Annotated in this window: 16 protein-coding genes; 14 read left to right on the top strand and 2 right to left on the bottom strand. The window is 69.2% G+C overall.

Annotated features, from left to right (window positions below; translation table 11 throughout):
- Positions 1-99: 99 nt before the first annotated feature.
- Positions 100-618: a DUF3515 family protein gene (locus AC1C2T_RS13560; protein ID WP_495360462.1), complete on the bottom strand. Its 519-nt coding sequence runs from the start codon at positions 616-618 to the stop codon at positions 100-102.
- A gap of 204 nt (positions 619-822) precedes the next feature.
- On the opposite strand from AC1C2T_RS13560, the gene AC1C2T_RS13565 reads away from it, so the two are divergent.
- Complete coding sequence (locus tag AC1C2T_RS13565) at positions 823-2559, top strand: VWA domain-containing protein (RefSeq protein WP_495360461.1); 1737 nt, start codon at positions 823-825, stop codon at positions 2557-2559.
- 25 nt (positions 2560-2584) lie between these two features.
- Positions 2585-3595, top strand: a complete 1011-nt coding sequence (gene thiL / locus AC1C2T_RS13570; protein WP_495385661.1) for a thiamine-phosphate kinase — start codon at positions 2585-2587, stop codon at positions 3593-3595.
- Here the strand turns inward: thiL and rsmD are convergent.
- Entirely contained in the window at positions 3565-4185 is a 621-nt protein-coding gene (gene rsmD, locus AC1C2T_RS13575; protein WP_495385662.1) for a 16S rRNA (guanine(966)-N(2))-methyltransferase RsmD, read from the bottom strand. The two genes, thiL and rsmD, sit on opposite strands and share 31 nt — an antisense overlap.
- A gap of 49 nt (positions 4186-4234) precedes the next feature.
- On the opposite strand from rsmD, the gene AC1C2T_RS13580 reads away from it, so the two are divergent.
- The 12 genes from AC1C2T_RS13580 (at position 4235) to AC1C2T_RS13635 (ending at position 18190) form a co-directional block, all read left to right on the top strand.
- Positions 4235-5044 carry a tetratricopeptide repeat protein gene (locus tag AC1C2T_RS13580; protein WP_495360458.1) on the top strand — a complete coding sequence of 270 codons (810 nt, stop codon included), beginning with the start codon at positions 4235-4237 and terminating at the stop codon, positions 5042-5044.
- Positions 5041-7266, top strand: a complete 2226-nt coding sequence (locus tag AC1C2T_RS13585; RefSeq protein ID WP_495385663.1) for an ATP-dependent DNA helicase RecG — start codon at positions 5041-5043, stop codon at positions 7264-7266. Before AC1C2T_RS13580 ends, AC1C2T_RS13585 begins: the two co-directional genes overlap by 4 nt.
- A gap of 51 nt (positions 7267-7317) precedes the next feature.
- Positions 7318-7809 (top strand): pantetheine-phosphate adenylyltransferase, encoded by a 492-nt coding sequence (gene coaD / locus AC1C2T_RS13590; protein WP_495360456.1) that lies wholly within the window; start codon positions 7318-7320, stop codon positions 7807-7809.
- The gene (locus AC1C2T_RS13595) at positions 7806-8810 is read left to right on the top strand and encodes an AAA family ATPase (RefSeq protein WP_495360455.1); all 1005 of its coding nucleotides are present in this window, start codon (positions 7806-7808) and stop codon (positions 8808-8810) included. The genes coaD and AC1C2T_RS13595 overlap by 4 nt, the downstream gene beginning before the upstream one ends.
- Before the next feature lies 1 nt (position 8811).
- Positions 8812-10179, top strand: a complete 1368-nt coding sequence (locus AC1C2T_RS13600) for a DUF58 domain-containing protein (RefSeq protein ID WP_495385664.1) — start codon at positions 8812-8814, stop codon at positions 10177-10179.
- 3 nt (positions 10180-10182) lie between these two features.
- Positions 10183-12510, top strand: coding sequence for a transglutaminase TgpA family protein (locus AC1C2T_RS13605; protein ID WP_495385665.1), 2328 nt, complete (start codon positions 10183-10185; stop codon positions 12508-12510).
- A gap of 11 nt (positions 12511-12521) precedes the next feature.
- Positions 12522-13091 (top strand): YceD family protein, encoded by a 570-nt coding sequence (locus AC1C2T_RS13610; RefSeq protein ID WP_495360452.1) that lies wholly within the window; start codon positions 12522-12524, stop codon positions 13089-13091.
- Between the two features lie 2 nt (positions 13092-13093).
- On the top strand, positions 13094-13297 hold the full coding sequence (gene rpmF / locus AC1C2T_RS13615) for a 50S ribosomal protein L32 (RefSeq protein WP_495353628.1): 204 nt from the start codon (positions 13094-13096) through the stop codon (positions 13295-13297).
- A gap of 28 nt (positions 13298-13325) precedes the next feature.
- Positions 13326-14036, top strand: coding sequence for a ribonuclease III (gene rnc, locus AC1C2T_RS13620; protein ID WP_495360451.1), 711 nt, complete (start codon positions 13326-13328; stop codon positions 14034-14036).
- Positions 14037-14130: 94 nt separating this feature from the next.
- Positions 14131-15360, top strand: coding sequence for an ROK family transcriptional regulator (locus AC1C2T_RS13625; RefSeq protein WP_495385666.1), 1230 nt, complete (start codon positions 14131-14133; stop codon positions 15358-15360).
- Between the two features lie 156 nt (positions 15361-15516).
- The gene (locus AC1C2T_RS13630) at positions 15517-16725 is read left to right on the top strand and encodes a glycoside hydrolase family 76 protein (RefSeq protein ID WP_495385667.1); all 1209 of its coding nucleotides are present in this window, start codon (positions 15517-15519) and stop codon (positions 16723-16725) included.
- A gap of 112 nt (positions 16726-16837) precedes the next feature.
- Positions 16838-18190, top strand: coding sequence for an extracellular solute-binding protein (locus AC1C2T_RS13635; RefSeq protein WP_495385668.1), 1353 nt, complete (start codon positions 16838-16840; stop codon positions 18188-18190).
- Position 18191: the final 1 nt, after the last annotated feature.

The raw sequence follows: 18191 nt of genomic DNA on the forward strand, positions 1-18191 counted from the left end.
GGTGGGTTTCGGCGGGCTCAACCTGCAGACGTCAGGTGGGTTTCGGCGGGCTCAACCTGCAGACGTCAGGTGGGTTTCGGCGGGCTCAACCTGCAGACGTCACTCGACGGGATCGTCGAGTGTCGTACACGCACCATCGGCCGGAATCACGGAGACCGCGGCAGCGAGCTCGGTGATCACCGTCGTGCCCGAGACGACGTCGTTGTCGACGAGCACTTCGACGGCGGGCGTGCGCCCGTAGGTGGTGAACAGGTACTGTGGGGCTTCAGACTCGTCGATGACCCAGTCGACGCCGTTGACGCTGACGCAGCGATCGGTGGTCGGGCCCGGCGTCTCCGCCCCGCAGCGCAGCACCACCGAAGCCGGCGTGCCCCATGCGCCGGTGCCCTGCGCGTTCGTCTCACGCTGCACCTGCTCGGCATCCGTGCCTTTGGCGAGCGTGTCGGGCAATCGAACGACGACGGCGGCGCAATCGACATCACTCGCCTCGAGTGCGGTCTCGACCGGCACGGTCTGGCTGCACGCGGCGAGCACGAACACCGAGGCCGCGGTGAGGGCCGCCGAAGCGAGTACTCGGAGCCGCAGGTGCGGTCGGGCGGACTGGGGTGACAGAGACATCCCGCTCAGGATATCGCGACTGAGACGGCCGGAAGCCGGGTGCCGCCCAGCTCCGGACCGACGCGGAAGATGCGTTTCGGGTGATCGAATGTCATGATGCTTAGCAGCACGCCGCGATGCCCTACCCCGTTGGACCCCCTGAACGATCGCGGTGATCCCGAGCGCGGTGAGCGAAACTACTCACCGACGAGCAATGGAGCACGAGTGAGTCGTCGAAGCGAGCGAGAGCAGAATAGGAAGCGGCGGCGCCGTACGAACACCGTCATCGCCGCGGCGGTCGCGACCGTCGTACTCGTCGGCGGCGTCGGAGCCGTCGGCACCGCGTGGGCCACCGGCGGACTCGGTGCCTGGCTCGATCCGGTCGTCGAGTGCACCGAGCCGGCCGAACTGACCGTCGTGGCCGACCCGGCGATCGCGGCAACGGTGCAAGCCGTCGCGGCCGAGTACGACGCGAGCGAGGCGGCATGCTCGCACACCGAGGTGCAGGCGCAGGCGTCGGCCGACACTGCTGCCGTGCTCGCTTCCGGCAACGCGTCCGCGGTCGACGCGTGGATTCCGGACTCGCCGGTCTGGCTCGTGCGCATGTCGAGCATGGCGCGCTCCCTCGGTCGCCCGGTGCCCGACATCGCGCTCGAACGTTCGATCGCGACGAGCCCGGTGATCTTCGCCGCTCCCGTGAGCCGCGCCGAGGAGTTCACCGGCGTCGACCTCAGCTGGAGAGGGCTGCTGATCGACCAGTTCGACGCATTGCTGCCCGATCCCGAGGCATCGTCGGCCAGCCTGAGCGCGCTGCAGTCGCTTCAGGGCGAGGTGGACATCACCCAGCCGCGGCAGTTCCAAGACGCGATGTTCAGGCTCAACGGGGAAGTTCCCGCGAACGCCGACGCGGCGTTCGCCGCGCTCACTGTGAGCGAGCCCGGCACCGTGGCGATCGCCAGCGAGCAGCAAATTGCCCTGCACAACCGCAAGGAGGGCGCCGACCCGCTCGTCGCGCTCTACCCGAGCGATGGAAGCCTCGCACTCAGCTACCCGTTCCTTCGGCTCCTCGAGGAGAGCGAGCTCGCCAAGAACCTGCCCGCCGAGGGTGAGGCACGCGCCGAACCCGATGCCGACAGCCTCGCGCTCGAGCTCCGTGCCCGCGAGCTCGGCGCATTGAAGATCGCCCTCTGGGAGGCGAGCACGCAATTCGCGACCGACGGCTTCCGCGACGGCAGCGGCGGCGGAAAACTCGAGCAGGACGGCGTGATCGAGACGCCGATCGAGGTGAGCTCGGCCGCGGCATCCGCTCAAGTCGCGATTCTGCGCACCTGGGGCGTCGTGAGCGTGCGGTCGCGCATCCTCGCCGTGGTCGACCTCTCGGGGTCGATGGAGGAGCCGACCGTGTCCGGTCAGCGTCGCATCGATGTGCTCCAGCAGGCAGCAGCGGCCACCATCGACCAATTCTCGGAGCAGGTCGACCTCGGCATGTGGGGGTTCTCCACACTTCGAGTCGGCGAGCAGGACTGGGAGGAGCTCGCGCCGATCGATCGCCTCTCCAGCGACGCCCACAAGCAGCACATGAACGAGGTCATCGCCTCACTGCCGGCACGATTGGGCGGCGCGACGGGCCTCTACGACACCACGCTCGCGGCGGTGAAGAGCGTGCTCGAGACGTACGACCCCGCGAAGGTCAATTCGGTGCTGCTGCTCACCGACGGGCGCAACGAAGACGAGGTCGGCATCTCGGGCGAACAGGTGCTGGCCGAGCTCGCAGCCCTGAACGACCCTGACAAGCCGGTGCCCGTGGTGCTCATCGGCATCGGCCCCGACACCGATATCGATTCGATGCGCAGGATCGCCGAGGCCACCGGCGGCGCTGCCTACTCCGCAGCCCGCCCGGAAGACCTGAGCGTTGTGCTCACCGACGCGCTCTCGCAGCGGGCCTGCCGACCCAACTGCTGACGGCGCGCACGCTAGCGTGATGGGCATGCACGAGCTTCAGCCAGCGGATGCCGCGGCGCACTCTCGAACCGTCGGCGCGCTCGGCGAAGACGCGGTGCTCGGGTTGATCCTGCCGCGACTGCGCCCGGGCGACGCTGCGCTCCTCGGCGCCGGCGATGACGCAGCAGTCGTCTCTGCAGCCGACGGGCGGTTCGTCGTGACCACCGACCTCATGGTGCACGGGCCCGACTTCCGCCTCGCGTGGTCGACCCCGTTCGAGCTCGGGTGGAAGGCGGCCGCCACGAACCTCACGGATGTCGCGGCGATGGGCGCCCGGCCGACCGCGCTCGTCGTGGCGATCGCCGTTCCGCCGTCGACGGATGCGTCGGTGCTCGAGGGCATCGCGGATGGCGTCCGCGAGGCGCTCGCGGTGCTCGCGCCGGGCGCGGGCGTCGTCGGCGGCGACCTGTCGGCCTCGGCTGTGATGACGATTGCAGTGACCGCCTTCGGCGACCTCGAGGGTCGTGCACCGGTGACCCGCAGCGGTGCACGTCCCGGCGACGTCGTGGCGCACGCAGGTGCGCGCGGCGACGCCGCCCGCGGGCTCGCGCTGCTGTTCGACGAGGCGACGGATGCCGCGGGCGCGCCCGATGCCGAGCTGGCCGAATCGCTCCGCGCCCGGTTTCCAGAGCTCATCGGCGCGCAGCTCGCACCCTCCCCGCCGGTCGCGGCCGGGGTCGTTGCAGCCGAGGCCGGGGCCACGGCGATGCTCGACGTCTCCGACGGGCTCGCTCGCGACGCCCGCCGCATCGCGGTGGCGAGCGGCGTCGGGTTCGACTTCTCCGCCGCCGCGCTCGGGCCGGATGTGCGGCTCGCGCTCGCAGGCGGGGAAGACCACGGCTTGCTCGCGACGTTCCCCCCCGGCGTGGCGCTGCCCGAGCCGTTCGAGCGCATCGGTCTGGTGACGGCAGCCGCGGGTGAGCTCTTCGTCGACGCAGTCGCGATCGACGCCTCCGGGTGGGATCCCTACTCCGGCTGGGATGGCCGATCGGGCTGATCCGTGGTTGCCGGGTTCACCGAGTTCGTCGTGCTCGCCCACCAGAGGGTGGTCTCACCGTAGTCGCGCCGACGTTCGGCGGCGACGCCCGCCGGCCACCGAGGTTCGGGTGAGCGGGAGCTGCGCTCGACCATCACGATCGCATCCGGGGCGAGCAGGGGTGCGAGCAGCTCGAGATCCCGGGCGAGCGCGACGTCGTCGAGCTCGTAGGGCGGGTCGATGAACGCGATGTCGACGCCGGCCGGCGCGCCGTCGAGGTAGGCGGCGACCGCACGCACGACCACTCGGATGTGCGGTGCGTGGTGGCCGCGTGTCGCCTTCAGGAGTGCTCCGGCGTTGGCGCGGCAGATTTCGGCGGCGGGTTTGGCACGTTCGACGAGGACGACGTCGGTCGCGCCGCGGCTCGCAGCCTCGAGCCCGAGCGCACCGGATCCGGCGTACAGGTCGAGCACTCGTGCGCCCTCGAGGGCGTCTCGTGCCTCGAGGGCGGAGAAGATCGCCTCGCGCACCCGGTCGCTCGTCGGACGGGTGCCGGAACGCGGCACCCGGAGGGTCAGAGAGCCGGCGAATCCGGCGATGATGCGGGTCATGCTCTCGGCAGCATAACGGGCGACCCCGCTGCGCTGCCATGATGGGAGGGTGGATGACTCGACCGACCAGGTGCCCGCCGAACCGTCCCGACACCGGGGCGCCGAACAGCAGATGATCGACCGACTCTGGGATTTCAGCGACCCAGCGGCCAGTGAGGAGCGGTTCCGGGAGGCCGCTGACGATGACGACGGGAACTCCGCGCACGTGCGCGCCGTGATGGCGACCCAGCTTGCGCGGGCGCTCGGCATCCAGGGGCGGCTGGCCGAGGCGCTCGCCGTGCTCGACACGGTCGCGTCCGATACCCCCGCCAACGATGTCGAGGCGGATGCCGCGGAGTTGCGGGCGCGGGTGGCCATCGAACGAGGCCGGCTCGCGGCATCCGATGCCCGCCCTGCCGATGCCGTGCCCGAACTCACCCGCGGTGTTCGCGAGGCCGCGCTCGCCGGCTCGCCGTTCCTCGTGCTCGACGCGCTGCACATGCTCGCCCTGAACGATGTCGGGCACGAGGAGGAGTGGGCCGCCGAGGGATTCGACGTGCTCGCCGGTGCGCGCGACCCCCGAGTGCGTCGATGGGGGGTCGCACTGCACAACAACCTCGGCTGGACCCTTCACGACGGCGGGCGCGCCGAGGCGGCGCTCTCGCACTTCGAGCAGGCCGTCGAGGCGGCGGATCGCTACGGCACCGCCGAGCAACGCCACGTCGCCCGTTGGTCGGTCGCACGGTGCCTGCGCAGCGTCGGTCGCACCGACGAAGCACTCGCGATGCAGCGCGAACTCACAGCGGCCCGCCCCGCCGACCCGTACGTGCAGGCCGAGCTCGCCGCGCTGACGGAGGCGGAGCCTACGATCGACGCATGACCGATGGTGCAGGGGTGACGGCGGGCGGCGAGGCCGCCCCCGGCGCGTTCACCCTCGACTCCAAACTCTCGGGAGCACTCGGCGGTCGCACGGCGCAGGCCTTCGAGCGCGGCTTCGGCCACCGCACCGTCGGAGACCTCCTCGCCCACTATCCGCGTCGGTATGTGATGCGGGGTGAGCTGACCGCGCTCGAGTCGCTGCCACTCGACGAGAACATCACGATCATCGCCGAGGTGATCGAGGTCGGCGAGCGTTCGATGCGCGCGCGGCGCGGCTCGATCGTCGAGGCGAAGATCACCGATGGCACTGGTGTGCTGACCCTCACGTTCTTCAACCAGCGCTGGCGGGCCGCCGATCTCCGCCCCGGGCGGCGCGGCATCTTCGCGGGCAAGGTGAGCGACTACAAGGGTCAGCGTCAGCTTGCACACCCCGACTACGAGCTGTTCGACGAAGCTGCGCCGGTCGAGGCGGGCGACGCCGCGGCGAAGCGGTGGGCCGAGGCGCCGATCCCGATCTATCCTGCGACGGGCACCCTCGCCAGCTGGCAGATCGCCAAGGCCGTCGCGCTCGTGCTCGACGGGCTTGCGCCGCTCGACGATCCGATCCCGCCGAGCGTGCGGCAGGCGAAGTCGCTGCTCGCCCACCGCGAGGCACTCGAATTCGTGCACCGGCCCGAACGCGACGGCGATTGGAAGAGCGCACGGCGCACCCTGCGCTTCACCGAGGCGTTCGTCTTGCAGACGGCGTTGCTGGAGCGGCGTGCCGAGCTCCGCACGCACACGACGGCGGCGCGGCAGCCGGTGCCCGGTGGGCTGCTCGAGCGCTTCGACGCCGCGCTGCCGTTCACCCTCACCGGCGACCAGAACGAGGTCGGCGCCGAGATCGCGCACGACCTCGGCGAACCGGTGCCGATGAACCGGCTGGTGCAGGGCGAGGTGGGCTCGGGCAAGACCGTCGTCGCGCTGCGGGCGATGCTCGCCGTCGCCGATTCCGGTGGGCAGTCCGCTCTGCTCGCACCGACCGAGGTACTGGCCGGCCAGCACCTGCGTTCGATCGCGAAGATGCTCGGCCCCGACCTCGCCGCCGAACTCGTGCCGACCCTCCTCACCGGCCAGCTGCCGTTGGCGCAGCGCAAGAAGGCCATGCTGCGCGCTGCGGCCGGGCAGTCGCGCATCGTCGTGGGCACGCATGCCCTCCTCGGAGACACGGTCTCCTTCGCCGACCTCGGCCTCGTGGTCGTCGACGAGCAGCACCGATTCGGTGTCGAGCAGCGCGAGGCGTTGCGCCTGAAGGGCCGAAACCCGCCGCACGTGCTCGTGCTCACGGCGACACCCATTCCGCGCACCGTCGCGATGACGGTGTTCGGCGATCTCGACGTGTCGACGATCCGTGAGTTGCCGGCCGGCCGCGCCGGCATCACCTCGCAGGTCGTGCCGCTCGCGATCCGGCCGACGTGGCGCCAGCGCATCTGGGAACGGCTCGCGGAAGAGATCGGTCAGGGGCGCCAGGCCTTCGTCGTGTGTCCGGCGATCGAGGCGAAAGTCGTCGAAGATGTGGGTTCGGGTGCAGAGGGGCGGGGCGACGAGGGCTCTGCAGATGCCGCCGGGCCCGTCGCATCCGTCACTGCGGTGCTCGCCGAGCTGCGGGCCGACGACCGGTTCGCCGACGTTCGCATCGCACCGTTGCACGGTCGCATGTCGGCTGAGGAGAAAGACGCCACGATGCGTGCGTTCGCAGCAGGCGAGCTCGACGTGCTCGTCGCGACGACGGTCATCGAGGTCGGCGTCGACGTGCCGAACGCGAGTGCGATGGTCGTGGTCGATGCCGACCGATTCGGCGTCTCGCAGTTGCACCAATTGCGTGGCCGCGTCGGTCGAGGCAGTGTGCCGGGTCTGTGCCTGCTCGTGACGTCCGCAGTGCCGGGGTCACTGGGGTTGCAGCGCGTCGAGGCGGTCGCAGCGACGCTCGACGGCTTCGAGCTCGCCCAGGCCGACCTTGAACTGCGGCAGGAGGGCGACGTGCTGGGCGCCACGCAATCGGGTGGCCGTTCGTCGCTGAAGTTGCTCAGGGTCGCCCGCGACGGCGACCTCATCGCCGAGGCGCGAGAACTCGCGCAGGAGCTGTTGGCGAGCGGCGACGGGCTCGCCGATCACCCCGCTCTCGCCGCCGCCGTTCGGCGACGTCTCGACGAGGAGGCGAGCGGGTACCTGAGCAAGGGCTGAGACTCTCCACAGCGCCTCACGCTGTGGCATCCGGGCAGTACGCTGGTGCGTATGCAGCGGATCGCCGTCGTCCCAGGATCGTTCGACCCCGTCACGCTCGGCCATCTCGATGTCATCGGGCGAGCAGCGGGGCTCTACGACGAATTGCACGTCGTCGTCGTGCACAATCCCGACAAGACCGCGCTGTTGCCGATCGCCCAGCGGGTCGCGCTCATCGAACGCTCGATCGCCGACGCCGGCATCGAGGGGCGCATCGTCGTGGCGTCGTGGACCATGGGTCTCCTCGTCGATTACTGCAGCGACGTCGGTGCCTCGGTGCTCGTCAAGGGCGTGCGGTCGCAGCTCGACGTCGGGTACGAGACGCCCATGGCGATCGTCAATCGGCACCTCGCGGGGGTCGAGACGGTCTTCCTCCTGCCCGACCCTGCGAATGCGCACGTCTCGAGTTCGCTCGTGAGACAGGTGTCGGCGCTCGGCGGCGACGTCGCACCCTACGTGCCAGCCGTCGTCGCCGACTACCTGCAGGCGGCGACGACACCATGACCGAGGTCACCGCCATCGCGGCGAAGATGGGCATCGACGAGGTCGGCGCTCGAGCGGCCTCGATCGTGCAGAACGTCGAGACGGTCATCGCCGGCAAGCGCGACGCCGTGACCAGTTCCCTGACCGTGCTGCTCGCCGAGGGGCACTTGCTCATCGAAGACGTCCCCGGCGTCGGCAAGACGATGCTCGCCAAGACCCTCGCCCGCTCGGTCGACGCGACCGTCAGCCGCATCCAGTTCACCCCCGACCTGCTGCCGAGCGACGTCACGGGCGTCTCGGTGTTCGACCAGGCGAGTCGGCGATTCGAGTTCAAGCACGGGCCCGTGTTCGCCAACATCGTGATCGGCGACGAGATCAACCGCGCGAGTCCGAAGACGCAGTCGGCGCTCCTCGAGTGCATGGAAGAGCGGCAGGTCACCGCCGACGGCACGACGTACCACCTCGAGCCGCCGTTCACGGTCATCGCGACGCAGAACCCGGTCGAGATGGAGGGCACCTACCCGCTGCCCGAGGCGCAGCGCGACCGGTTCATGGCCCGCATCTCCATGGGGTACCCGTCGTCGGCCGATGAACTCGCGATGCTCTCGACGCGCGAGACCTCGAGCCCGCTCGACGACCTCGAGCCGGTCGTCACTCTCGAAGAGTTTCGCGGCATGATCGAGGCGGTGCAGCACGTGTTCACCTCGCAGCCGGTCAAAGAGTATGCCGTCGACCTCGCTCGGGCCACTCGCGAAGACCGTCAGTTGCGACTGGGTGCGAGTCCGCGCGCCACGCTGCAGCTCATCCGCGCGGCGAAGGCGCACGCGGCGATGCACGGCCGCGACTTCGTGCTGCCCGACGACGTCGACGCGCTCGCGGTGCCCGTGCTCGCCCATCGCCTCGTGCCCACCAGTCGTGCGATCGGGGCGCACGACCGTGACAGCGGGCCGCTCATCGACGCCATCGTGCGCCGCATCGTGGGGGAGACGCCGGTTCCGGTCGGCAGCGCGCGAAGGAACTGAAATGTGGCGCCCCCGCTCCGCTCGAGTCGCGACCTGGCCGCGACTCACCCGGCGGGGTGCGACGCTCGTGATCGTCGGGGCACTGCTCCTCGCGGTGTCGCTGTGGTTCGATCTGCGTGACATCCTCGTGCTCGCGTTCGTCGGCATCGCGATGCCGGCCGTCGCCGCGCTCTTCGTCGCGATGCGAAAACCCCGCATCGCCGTTACCCGCCGATTCTCACCGCCCGTGGTCGCTGCCGGGGGATCGACGCTGGTCTCACTCGTCGTGAAGAACCGGTCGCGTCGCACCTTCGACGGCGCGCACTGGCGTGATCGCGTGCCCACGGCACTGACCGCGCCGGCCGAGGCGATCCTCCCGGCGATCGGGCCGCACGAATCCATGCTGCCGACCGGCGACGACTCGGCTCGTCTCGAATACCGGCTCCGGATGCCACGGCGAGGCATGTACCAGATCGGTCCGTTGCGGGTGGTCATCGCCGACCCGTTCGGCCTCGCGCGCATCGAACGCGACGTCGGCAACGGCCACGAGGTGGCCGTGACCCCGCGGATCACCCCGCTCGACGCCGCGCTCGGTTCGGCGGCGAGCGTCGACGGCGTGCTCAACGGTCTGCAGCGACGCTCACACCCCAACTCCGACGAGCTCATCGCTCGCGAGTATCGGTACGGCGATCCGCTTCGCCGGGTGAATTGGGCTGCGACCGCACGCCGCGGTGAGCTCATGGTGCGCGAAGAGGAGCAGCGCGGTGATCCCGAAGCGCGCATCATCCTCGATACGACGCTCGCCGGGCGGCCGAAGGCGTCGGCACTCCGGCGAGACGGCGACGTCGGCCCGCACTTCGGATTCGAACTCGGCGTCGAGATCGTCGCCTCGATCGGCATGCACCTGTTGGAGCGCGGGTTCCGGGTGCGCTGCGACCGTGTCGATGACCCGGAGCGCAGCCTGCTCTCCGAGGAATCGGGAGCCGGGTACCGGATGCCGGGCGGCGATCGCATGCTGCTCGAAGACCTGGCGAGGCTCGACGGTCCGCCCAAGCACACGAACGCACGCGAGGCGGTGCACGAGTCGTCGCCCGAGTCGGGCCCGCGCGGCCGTGACGCACGTATGCCGGGGTTCGCGGTGCTCGTCGACCCCGACGAGCATGACGCGCGCACCCTCGTGGCACTCCGAACGACATTCGAACCGGCCGTCGTGTTCGTCACCGAGGGTGTCGGCGCCGGCATCGTCGACGCGCTGGAGAAGGCCGACTGGCGCGTGGTACGCGTGCGACGGGCCGCCGACATCGGTGCAGCATGGTCGGGCACGACGCTCCCTGCACGGTCCGGTCCGGTCCAATCGGCATCGCGGCGCGACGGTGAAGGGCGGGGCTGAACGATGCGCCCTGACCCGGTTCCCCTGTCGCGGGCGCAGCGGCTCGCGCTGACCGCCGCATCGTTCCTGCTGCTCGCGATCGCCGCGATGGCGCTCGGTCCGCTGATCGCCGGCAGCGGCTGGTGGTGGCTCTGCGCGTTCATCGCTGCGGGAACGCTCTTCTCCGGCACTGCGCTCCGCGCAGTGCGCACCCCAGCCTCGCTCGTGCCGGTGCTCGAGCTCGTGGTGCTCCTGCTGCTGCTCACGCTCGTCTTCGGCGGATCCACGAGCATCGCGCTCATCGTACCGACGCAGGGCACGTTCGAGACCTTCGGAGGGCTCCTGTCGGGCGCGCAGCGCACCATCGAGCAGCAATCGGTGCCCGCCATTCCCGTGCCCCCGCTGCTCTTCGCACTCGCGCTCGGCGTCGGACTGATGGCGGTCATCACCGACATCCTCGTGCAGACTCTCCGCATGCCCGCGCTCGCCGCCGCGCCCGCGCTCGTACCCATCCTCGTTCCGGGCTTCATCATCGAGGCGGGCGCCGAGGTGCCGACCCTCGTGCTCACAGCGGCCGCGTACCTCCTCCTCCTCCGCGTCGATGTGAGGGTGCGGCGCCGGGCCCGACTGATGACGGTCGACGAGGGCGAGAACGTCGCGACGATCATCCCTCCGAAGCGTGTGCCGATCGTCTCGACCTTCGGCGTCTCCCTCGGGCTCGCGGCCGTCGGGCTCCTCGCCGCGTCGGTGCTGGCCGCGTCGACCCCGAGTGTGTCGACGAGCCTGCTGCTCGGCTCACCGAGCCAGGGCACGCTCTTCGCGCGGGGGGTGAGTCCGTTCATCGACCTCGGACGAGACCTCCGGCGACCCGAGCCGCGGCCGGCGTTCCACTACTTCGCACGCGACGCCGACCGACCCTACTTCACGCTCCTCACCCTCGATCGCTTCGAAGGCGAGGTGTGGGGGGCGACCGATTCGGCCGTCGACGGCGACAACACCGTCGACGCGATGCCGCGCCCAGACGGTCTCTCCGACGACGTTTCGACCTCGGAGCATCCGATCGAGGTCGTCGTCGACGAGGTGCGGACCACGTGGTTGCCGGTGCCGTATCCGTCCTCGCGCATCGAGGGACTGAACGGCTCGTGGTTCTGGGACGCCGAGAGCCTCGCTGTGCGCAGCGTCGACACGAACACCGGCGGCCAGCGCTACCGGGTCACGAGACTCGAGGTCGAGCCCACGGTCGATCAGCTTCGTGACGCGGGGCGTGCGTCTCCGCCTGAGCTCGACCGGTATCTCGAGCTGCCCGATGAGATTCCGTCGGTGATCACCGAGACGGCCGCTGCGGTCGCGTCGAACGCGGCCTCGCCCTACGATGCGGCCGTGGCGATCCAGGCGTACTTGCGGTCGAGCCAGTTCGACTACTCGACCGAGGCGCCGGTGACTGACGGGTACGACGGCGGCGGATTCGACGTCATCGCCGAATTCCTCGAGACGAAGGCGGGCTACTGCGTGCACTTCGCCTCGACCATGGCGGTGCTCGCTCGCGAGGTCGGCATCCCGTCGCGCATTTCCCTCGGCTACACCCAGGGCACGCCCATGCAAGAGCGGGTCGACGGTGTGCAGCGTGTCGAAGTCGACTCCCATGACCTGCATTCCTGGCCGGAGCTGTACTTCGAGGGTGTCGGTTGGGTGCCGTTCGAGCCGACGCCGGGTCGGGGCAGCGTACCCGAGTACTCGCGACCGGGCGCTGGCGAGGATTCGGGTGCGACGGCGCCGAGTGTTGCGCCGTCGACCACCGGTGCGAGCGGTCGCCCCGAACTCGATCCCGACCGCGATCTGGCCGGGCAGGGCGGCGACGCGCTCGCTGCGAACTCATGGTGGCAGCGCGGCGTGCCGGTCGCGCTCGTCGTCGCACTCGTGCTGCTCCTGCCCGCGGTGCTGAGACTCGGCCAGCGCTGGAGCCGACGCCGTCGAGTGGTGACTGGTGAGCGACCCGCGGATGCCGCGTGGGACGAGGTGATCGCCACCGCGCGAGATCTCCGCGCAGGAGGCGACGCTGTCGAGACGCCGCGAGCCTTCACTGCGGCGCTCACCGGGCGTGACGGGTTCGAGGATCCGCGAACCGAGGCCGCACTCGTCGCGTTGCGTGACGCGGTCGAGCGTGAGCGATACGGGCCGGGCGGCGATCTCGCGGCATCCGGCAGCATCTTGCTCGACGACCTCTCGCTCGTTCGCGCGGCGCTCCTGACCGGCTCGACGCCGGCCGCGCGCGTGCGGGCCGTGCTCGCACCGAGGTCGCTCTTCGAGGGGGCACGGCGCGCTTTCGGCGAACGTCCATCTGCCGGCGCGTAGAATCGTCGATCGTGGCCATCAAGTATTCCCCGTACCGCGTCAACGTGCGCGACCTCGTCAACCGTCCCGGCGAGATGCGCGAGCACCCGTTCATCGTCGCCGTCGGCGAGCAGATGGGCGAGGGACTCGTGGCTGTGCGCCCCGGCTCGGAGCTCGATCTCGAGGTGCGACTCGAGTCGGTGCACGAGGGCATCCTCGTCTCGGCAGAGATCGACGCGGTCGCCGAGGGGGAGTGCGGTCGATGCCTCATCGACATCGCGCTTCCGGTCGAAGTCGAGTTCCAAGAGCTCTTCGGGTATCATTCTGGGGAAGCTATCGAGTATGAGGTTCAAGACGACCACGTGGATCTTGAATCACTCATCCGAGATGCGGTAGTGCTGGCACTGCCGTTTCAGCCGGTGTGCCGACCGGATTGCCCGGGTCTCGACCCCGAGACAGGGCTCCGACTGGCCGATCATCCGGAACTCGTCACCCCTGAGCACAGCGACCCACGTTGGGCCGCGCTCTCGGGGTTCGAGGCTTCCGAAGACAACGGCTCGGATGCCGCATCCGGCGCCGACCAGCAGAGAGAAGAGAGATAGTCATGGCTGTTCCCAAGAGGAAGAAGTCACGCGCCCGAACCCACATGCGCCGTGCGCAGTGGAAGGCCGAGGTTCCCACGCTCGTCAAGACCGTGGAGAACGGCAAGGTCACCTACAGCCTTCCGCACCGCGCGAAGGTCGTCGAGGATGCAGCGGGTACCCCGCTGTTCCTCGAGTACAAGGGCCGCAAGGTCGCCGACGTCTAGTCGGCCCCAGACACCCGAACGACCGGTCGTGACGCGAACGGAGCTCACCGGGGCAGAGGATCGAACACTCGAAGAGCTGCAGCAACGACTGCAGATCTCGATCGATCCGGCCCTGTTCGGCCTCGCGCTCACGCACCGGTCATTCGCGTATGAGAACGGCGGAATCCCGACGAATGAGCGCCTGGAATTCCTGGGCGACTCGATTCTCGGACAGGCCGTGACGGTGAAGCTCTTTCGCGACCACCCCGACCTCGACGAGGGCGAACTCGCCAAGCGGCGTGCGAGCCTCGTTTCGAGCGTTGCGCTGGCCGAGGTGGGCCGCGCGATCGGCATCGGCCCGTACGTGCGATTGGGACGCGGCGAGACGATGACCGGCGGTGCCGACAAGCCCTCGATCCTCGCCGACACCGTCGAAGCGATCATCGGTGCCGTCTACCTCGATGCCGGCGGCGACGCCGCAACGAAGCTCGTGCTGCAACTCGTCGCTCCGCTCATGCAAGACCCGACCCGGTTCGGCGCTGCCATGGACCCGAAGACGAGCCTGCAGGAGATCGCCGCCCGCCGGGGTGCCGTCGCACCGATGTACACGGTCGCCGAGAGCGGTCCCGATCACAACAAGCACTTCATCGCGACCGTCGTCGTCGGCGACCTCGTCGAGGCGAAAGGCGAGGGGTCGAGCAAGAAGCAGGCCGAGATGGCCGCAGCACTCGAGGCGTGGACCCGCCTGAACACGCGCTGACGCCCGGGCGGTCGCTCTTGCCCGACCATGCACGGCCCGACCATGCACTGCCCGAACGGCATACTGGTGGCAGAGGCGGCTCGAGGGGGTGTGCATGCGACGAGGCACGAACGTCCAAGCGCTCGGCGGGTTCAACCAGATCGTGATACTCGACACGATCCGGCGTACTCGCGACGGATTGAGCCGAGTTGAGATCGCCGAGCAGACCGGGCTGAGCGCGCAGACCGTGTCGAACGTCTCGCGCCGCCTGCTCGATGAGGGCATCATCCGCGAGGCGGGGCAACGCATCCTCGGTGTCGGCAAGCCGCGCATCATCCTGGAGCTGGATCCCGCGGGGGGTTACGCGATCGGCGTTCACCTCGACCCGGCCGTGATCACGTATGTCGTGCTCGACCTGGACGGCCGGGTGGTCGCCCACTCCGCGACGAGAACGCCCTCCGGGGTGGCGCCCGATCGGGTGATCGCCGGCATGCACGACTCGATCGAGTCCATCATCGCCGAGGCGGGCGTCGATCGCGCTCGCATTCTCGGCGTCGGCATCGCGGCACCGGGGCCACTCGACCTCGAACGCGGTGTCGTGCTCGATCCACCGCTCCTCGAGGGGTGGCACGGGGTCGCGCTCCGGGATGCCCTCGCGGAGTCGACCGGGTTGACGGTGCTGCTCGAGAAGGACGTGACCGCGGCGACGGTTGCGGAGCTCTGGATGAGTTCCGCGCAGGAGCGGGATGACTTCATGTTCTTCTACTACGGCACGGGCGTCGGTGTCGGCCTGGCGATCGCGCACGAGGCGGTGCGGGGCGCGACGAACAACGCGGGCGACGCCGGGCATATCATCGTCGATCCCGAGGGTCCGCTCTGCGGCTGCGGGCGTCGCGGATGCCTCGGCGACGCGATCATGCCGCGAGCCGTCGTCGGCTCGGCCATCACCTCCGGCCTGATCGTCGCGCCCTGTGAGCGCCTGGGCGGCCGGGAAATCGACGACGGTCTCGCGCAGATCGCGGCGCTGGCGGGTTCCGGCGACGCTGAGGCATCCGAACTGCTCGAGGTGATGGCCGACCGCATCGCCGTCGCCGTCGTGACCGTCGCGAACCTGCTCGACCTCGACACGGTGGTGTTCGGGGGGCCGTACTGGAATCGTGTCTCGTCGTCGTTGCTGCTTCGGGTCTCCGAGCTCGTCAATTCGTCGAGCGCACTCGTCACGACGCATCCCATCGCGATGACCGTCTCGAAGACGGGCGATGACGTCGCGGCCGTCGGCGCCGCATGCCTCGTGCTGGACGACGTGCTGTCGCCGCGCCCGTCAGCGCTGCTGATCTCGGGCTGAGGCGGTCGCCCGCCGGGGCGGAAGTACCGGACGATCGACGAAGCTCAGTGACCGCAGAACGGTTGACAAGAATTAGTCCATGCTTTTTAGTTATACGAGATGGGCTCCCTCGGCATCGACGCCGCAAAGGGAGGAACTTGGAATCAAAGGAGATCCATGAAGAGCACACTTGCCGCAGCGCTCGCCGTCGCGGCGACATCGGCACTCCTGCTTTCGGCATCCACCCCGGCCCTGGCGGCCACGTCCGAACCGGCCGCCCACTCCGATGAGCGGCACCACCCGGCCACCCGTCACCAGAATTCCGCACGTGCGCACTCGGCGTTCCTGTCGATGCACGAGCACTTCGCGGTCGACGACGGCAGCGGCCTCTTCCGCGAACAGTACCCGGTAGAAGACGGCGATCGCCCCTCTGCGTTCGAGTGGCCGTTCTCCCAGGCGCACATCGCCATCGCAGACCTCGCCAACCAGCACGGATCGAACGGCCGTCGGTACGACGCGGCCCTTGCGACCGCGGCCTCGGCGCAAGAGCACTACTGGGATGCCGATGGCGGAACGACCGGACTGCCCGGGTACGCCTCGTACCCGGTCGAGGAGTACGGCGAGGGCGGCGACTACTTCTACGACGACAACGAGTGGGTCGGCCTCCTCGACGTGCAGCGGTACCTGACCGACGGCGACGAGGCGGCGCTCGAACGCGCAGAACAGATCTTCGACCTCGTCGTCTCCGGCTGGGACACCGACCAGAGCCATCCGAACCCCGGCGGCGTCTTCTGGACGCAAGCGCCATGGAGCAGCGACCGGAACACCGTCTCGAACATGCCAGGAGCCCAACTGGGGTTGCGGCTCCACCAGATCACCGGAGAGCAGGCGTACCTCGACTGGGCACTACGGATGTACGAGTGGACCAACGAGAACCTGCAGCGACCTGACGGCCTGTACTCCGACCACGTGGACCTGGCCGGGACCATCGAGCCGACGGTCTGGTCGTACAACCAGGGCGTGCCGGTCGGGGTCAACGTGCTCCTCTCCGAGGTGACGAACGACCATCGATACCTCGATGAGGCCGAGCGGATCGCCGACGCCGCTTACCGGTACTACGTCACCGAAGGGCGACTGGCCGACCAGCCCGCCTTCTTCAACTCGATCTTCTTCAAGAACCTGCTCCTCCTCGAGTCGGAGACCCGTGGTTCGAAGTATCACGACGCGATGCAGGACTACGCCGACCAGGTCTGGGCGGACAACCGCGACGCCGAGACCGGGCTGTTCGTCTTCAACGGGCACACCCAGCTGCTCGAGCAGGCCGCAATGACGCAGATCTTCGCGGTGCTCAGCTGGACGCCGAGCCAGTGGAGCGACCTGTACTGATGCAACGGATGCCACGGCATCCGTTCGACCATTTCGGGAGTGCGCCGACCGCGGCACCGAAGCCGCGGCGGCCCCCACCCCCGCCACCCAGAGGAAATCACAAGGAGATTCGATGAAGCACACATTCACCGCAGCCGTCGCGCTCGCCGCGGCGGGCTTACTGGCCTTCTCAGGATGCTCGGCCGATGACGGCGGATCGTCCGACACGATCAAAGTCGCCTACCAGAAGTTCGGCACCTTCACCCAGCTCGACGACCACATGAAGGAGGTCAAGGCCGCGTTCGAGGCGGAGAACGAGGGTCTGACCGTCGAGCTCGTGCCGATCGAGGCGCAGCAGAACGACTACTTCACCAAGCTGGCGCTCATGAACCAGTCGGCATCGACGGCGCCCGATGTGATGTACGAGGACACCTTCATGGTGGAATCCGACGCCGACGCCGGCTATCTCGCCCCTCTCGACGAGTACACCGAGTCGTGGGAGGACTGGGATGCGTTCTACGACAACGCGAAGAGCGCCGGTCTCGGCGGCGACGGCAAGACCTACGGCATCCCGATGGGCACCGACACCCGGGCGCTCTGGTACAACACCGAGGTGTTCGAGCAGGCGGGCATCCCCGTGCCGTGGGAGCCGACGACCTGGGCAGACGTGCTCGATGCGGCCGCGACCGTCAAGGCCGAGCTGCCCGACGTGGTGCCGCTGAACGTCTACTCGGGCAAGGCCCAGGGCGAAGCAGCCGCGATGCAGGGGTTCGAGATGCTGCTCTACGGCACCGGCGACACCCTCTACGACACCGACGAGAAGAAGTGGGTGACGGGCTCGCAGGGCTTCGAAGACTCGCTGACCTTCATCGAGGACCTCTACCAGGGCGGCCTCGGCCCGACTCCCGAACAGGCACTCGACAAGAACGTCGGCAACCTCGTCGCGTCCGAGTGGTTCCCGCAGGGCACCCTCGCGATCGGCCTCGACGGCTCGTGGCTGAGCGGCACCTGGCTCGAGACCGGCACCGCCCCGTGGCCCGAGTGGAGCAACGTCATGGCGCAGGCACCGATGCCGACGCAGAACGGCGACGAGCCCGGTGCGACGAGCATGTCGGGCGGTTGGACCCTCGCCATGGGCTCGAAGTCGCAGAACAAGGATGCCGCGTGGGACTTCATCGCCCTGGCGCTCGACAAGGACAACTCGCAGGCCTACGACATCGCCGCCAGCCAGATCGCGGTGCGCAGCGACGTCTCGGAGGACCCCGACTACCAGGTTGCGAACCCGAGCTTCGGCTTCTTCTCCGAAATCGTGTCCGTCACCAACTTCCGTCCGGCCACGAGCGACTACGGCCAGATCTCCAGCGAGATCACGATCGCGATGGAGGCGGTCATGACCGGACAGCAGAGTCCGGCCGACGCCGCGGCCGCCTATGACGAGGCTGTCGTCGGCATCGTGGGCGAAGAGAACACGACGAGCGCGAAGTAGC

This window comes from Agromyces sp. Y558 (assembly GCF_059445415.1).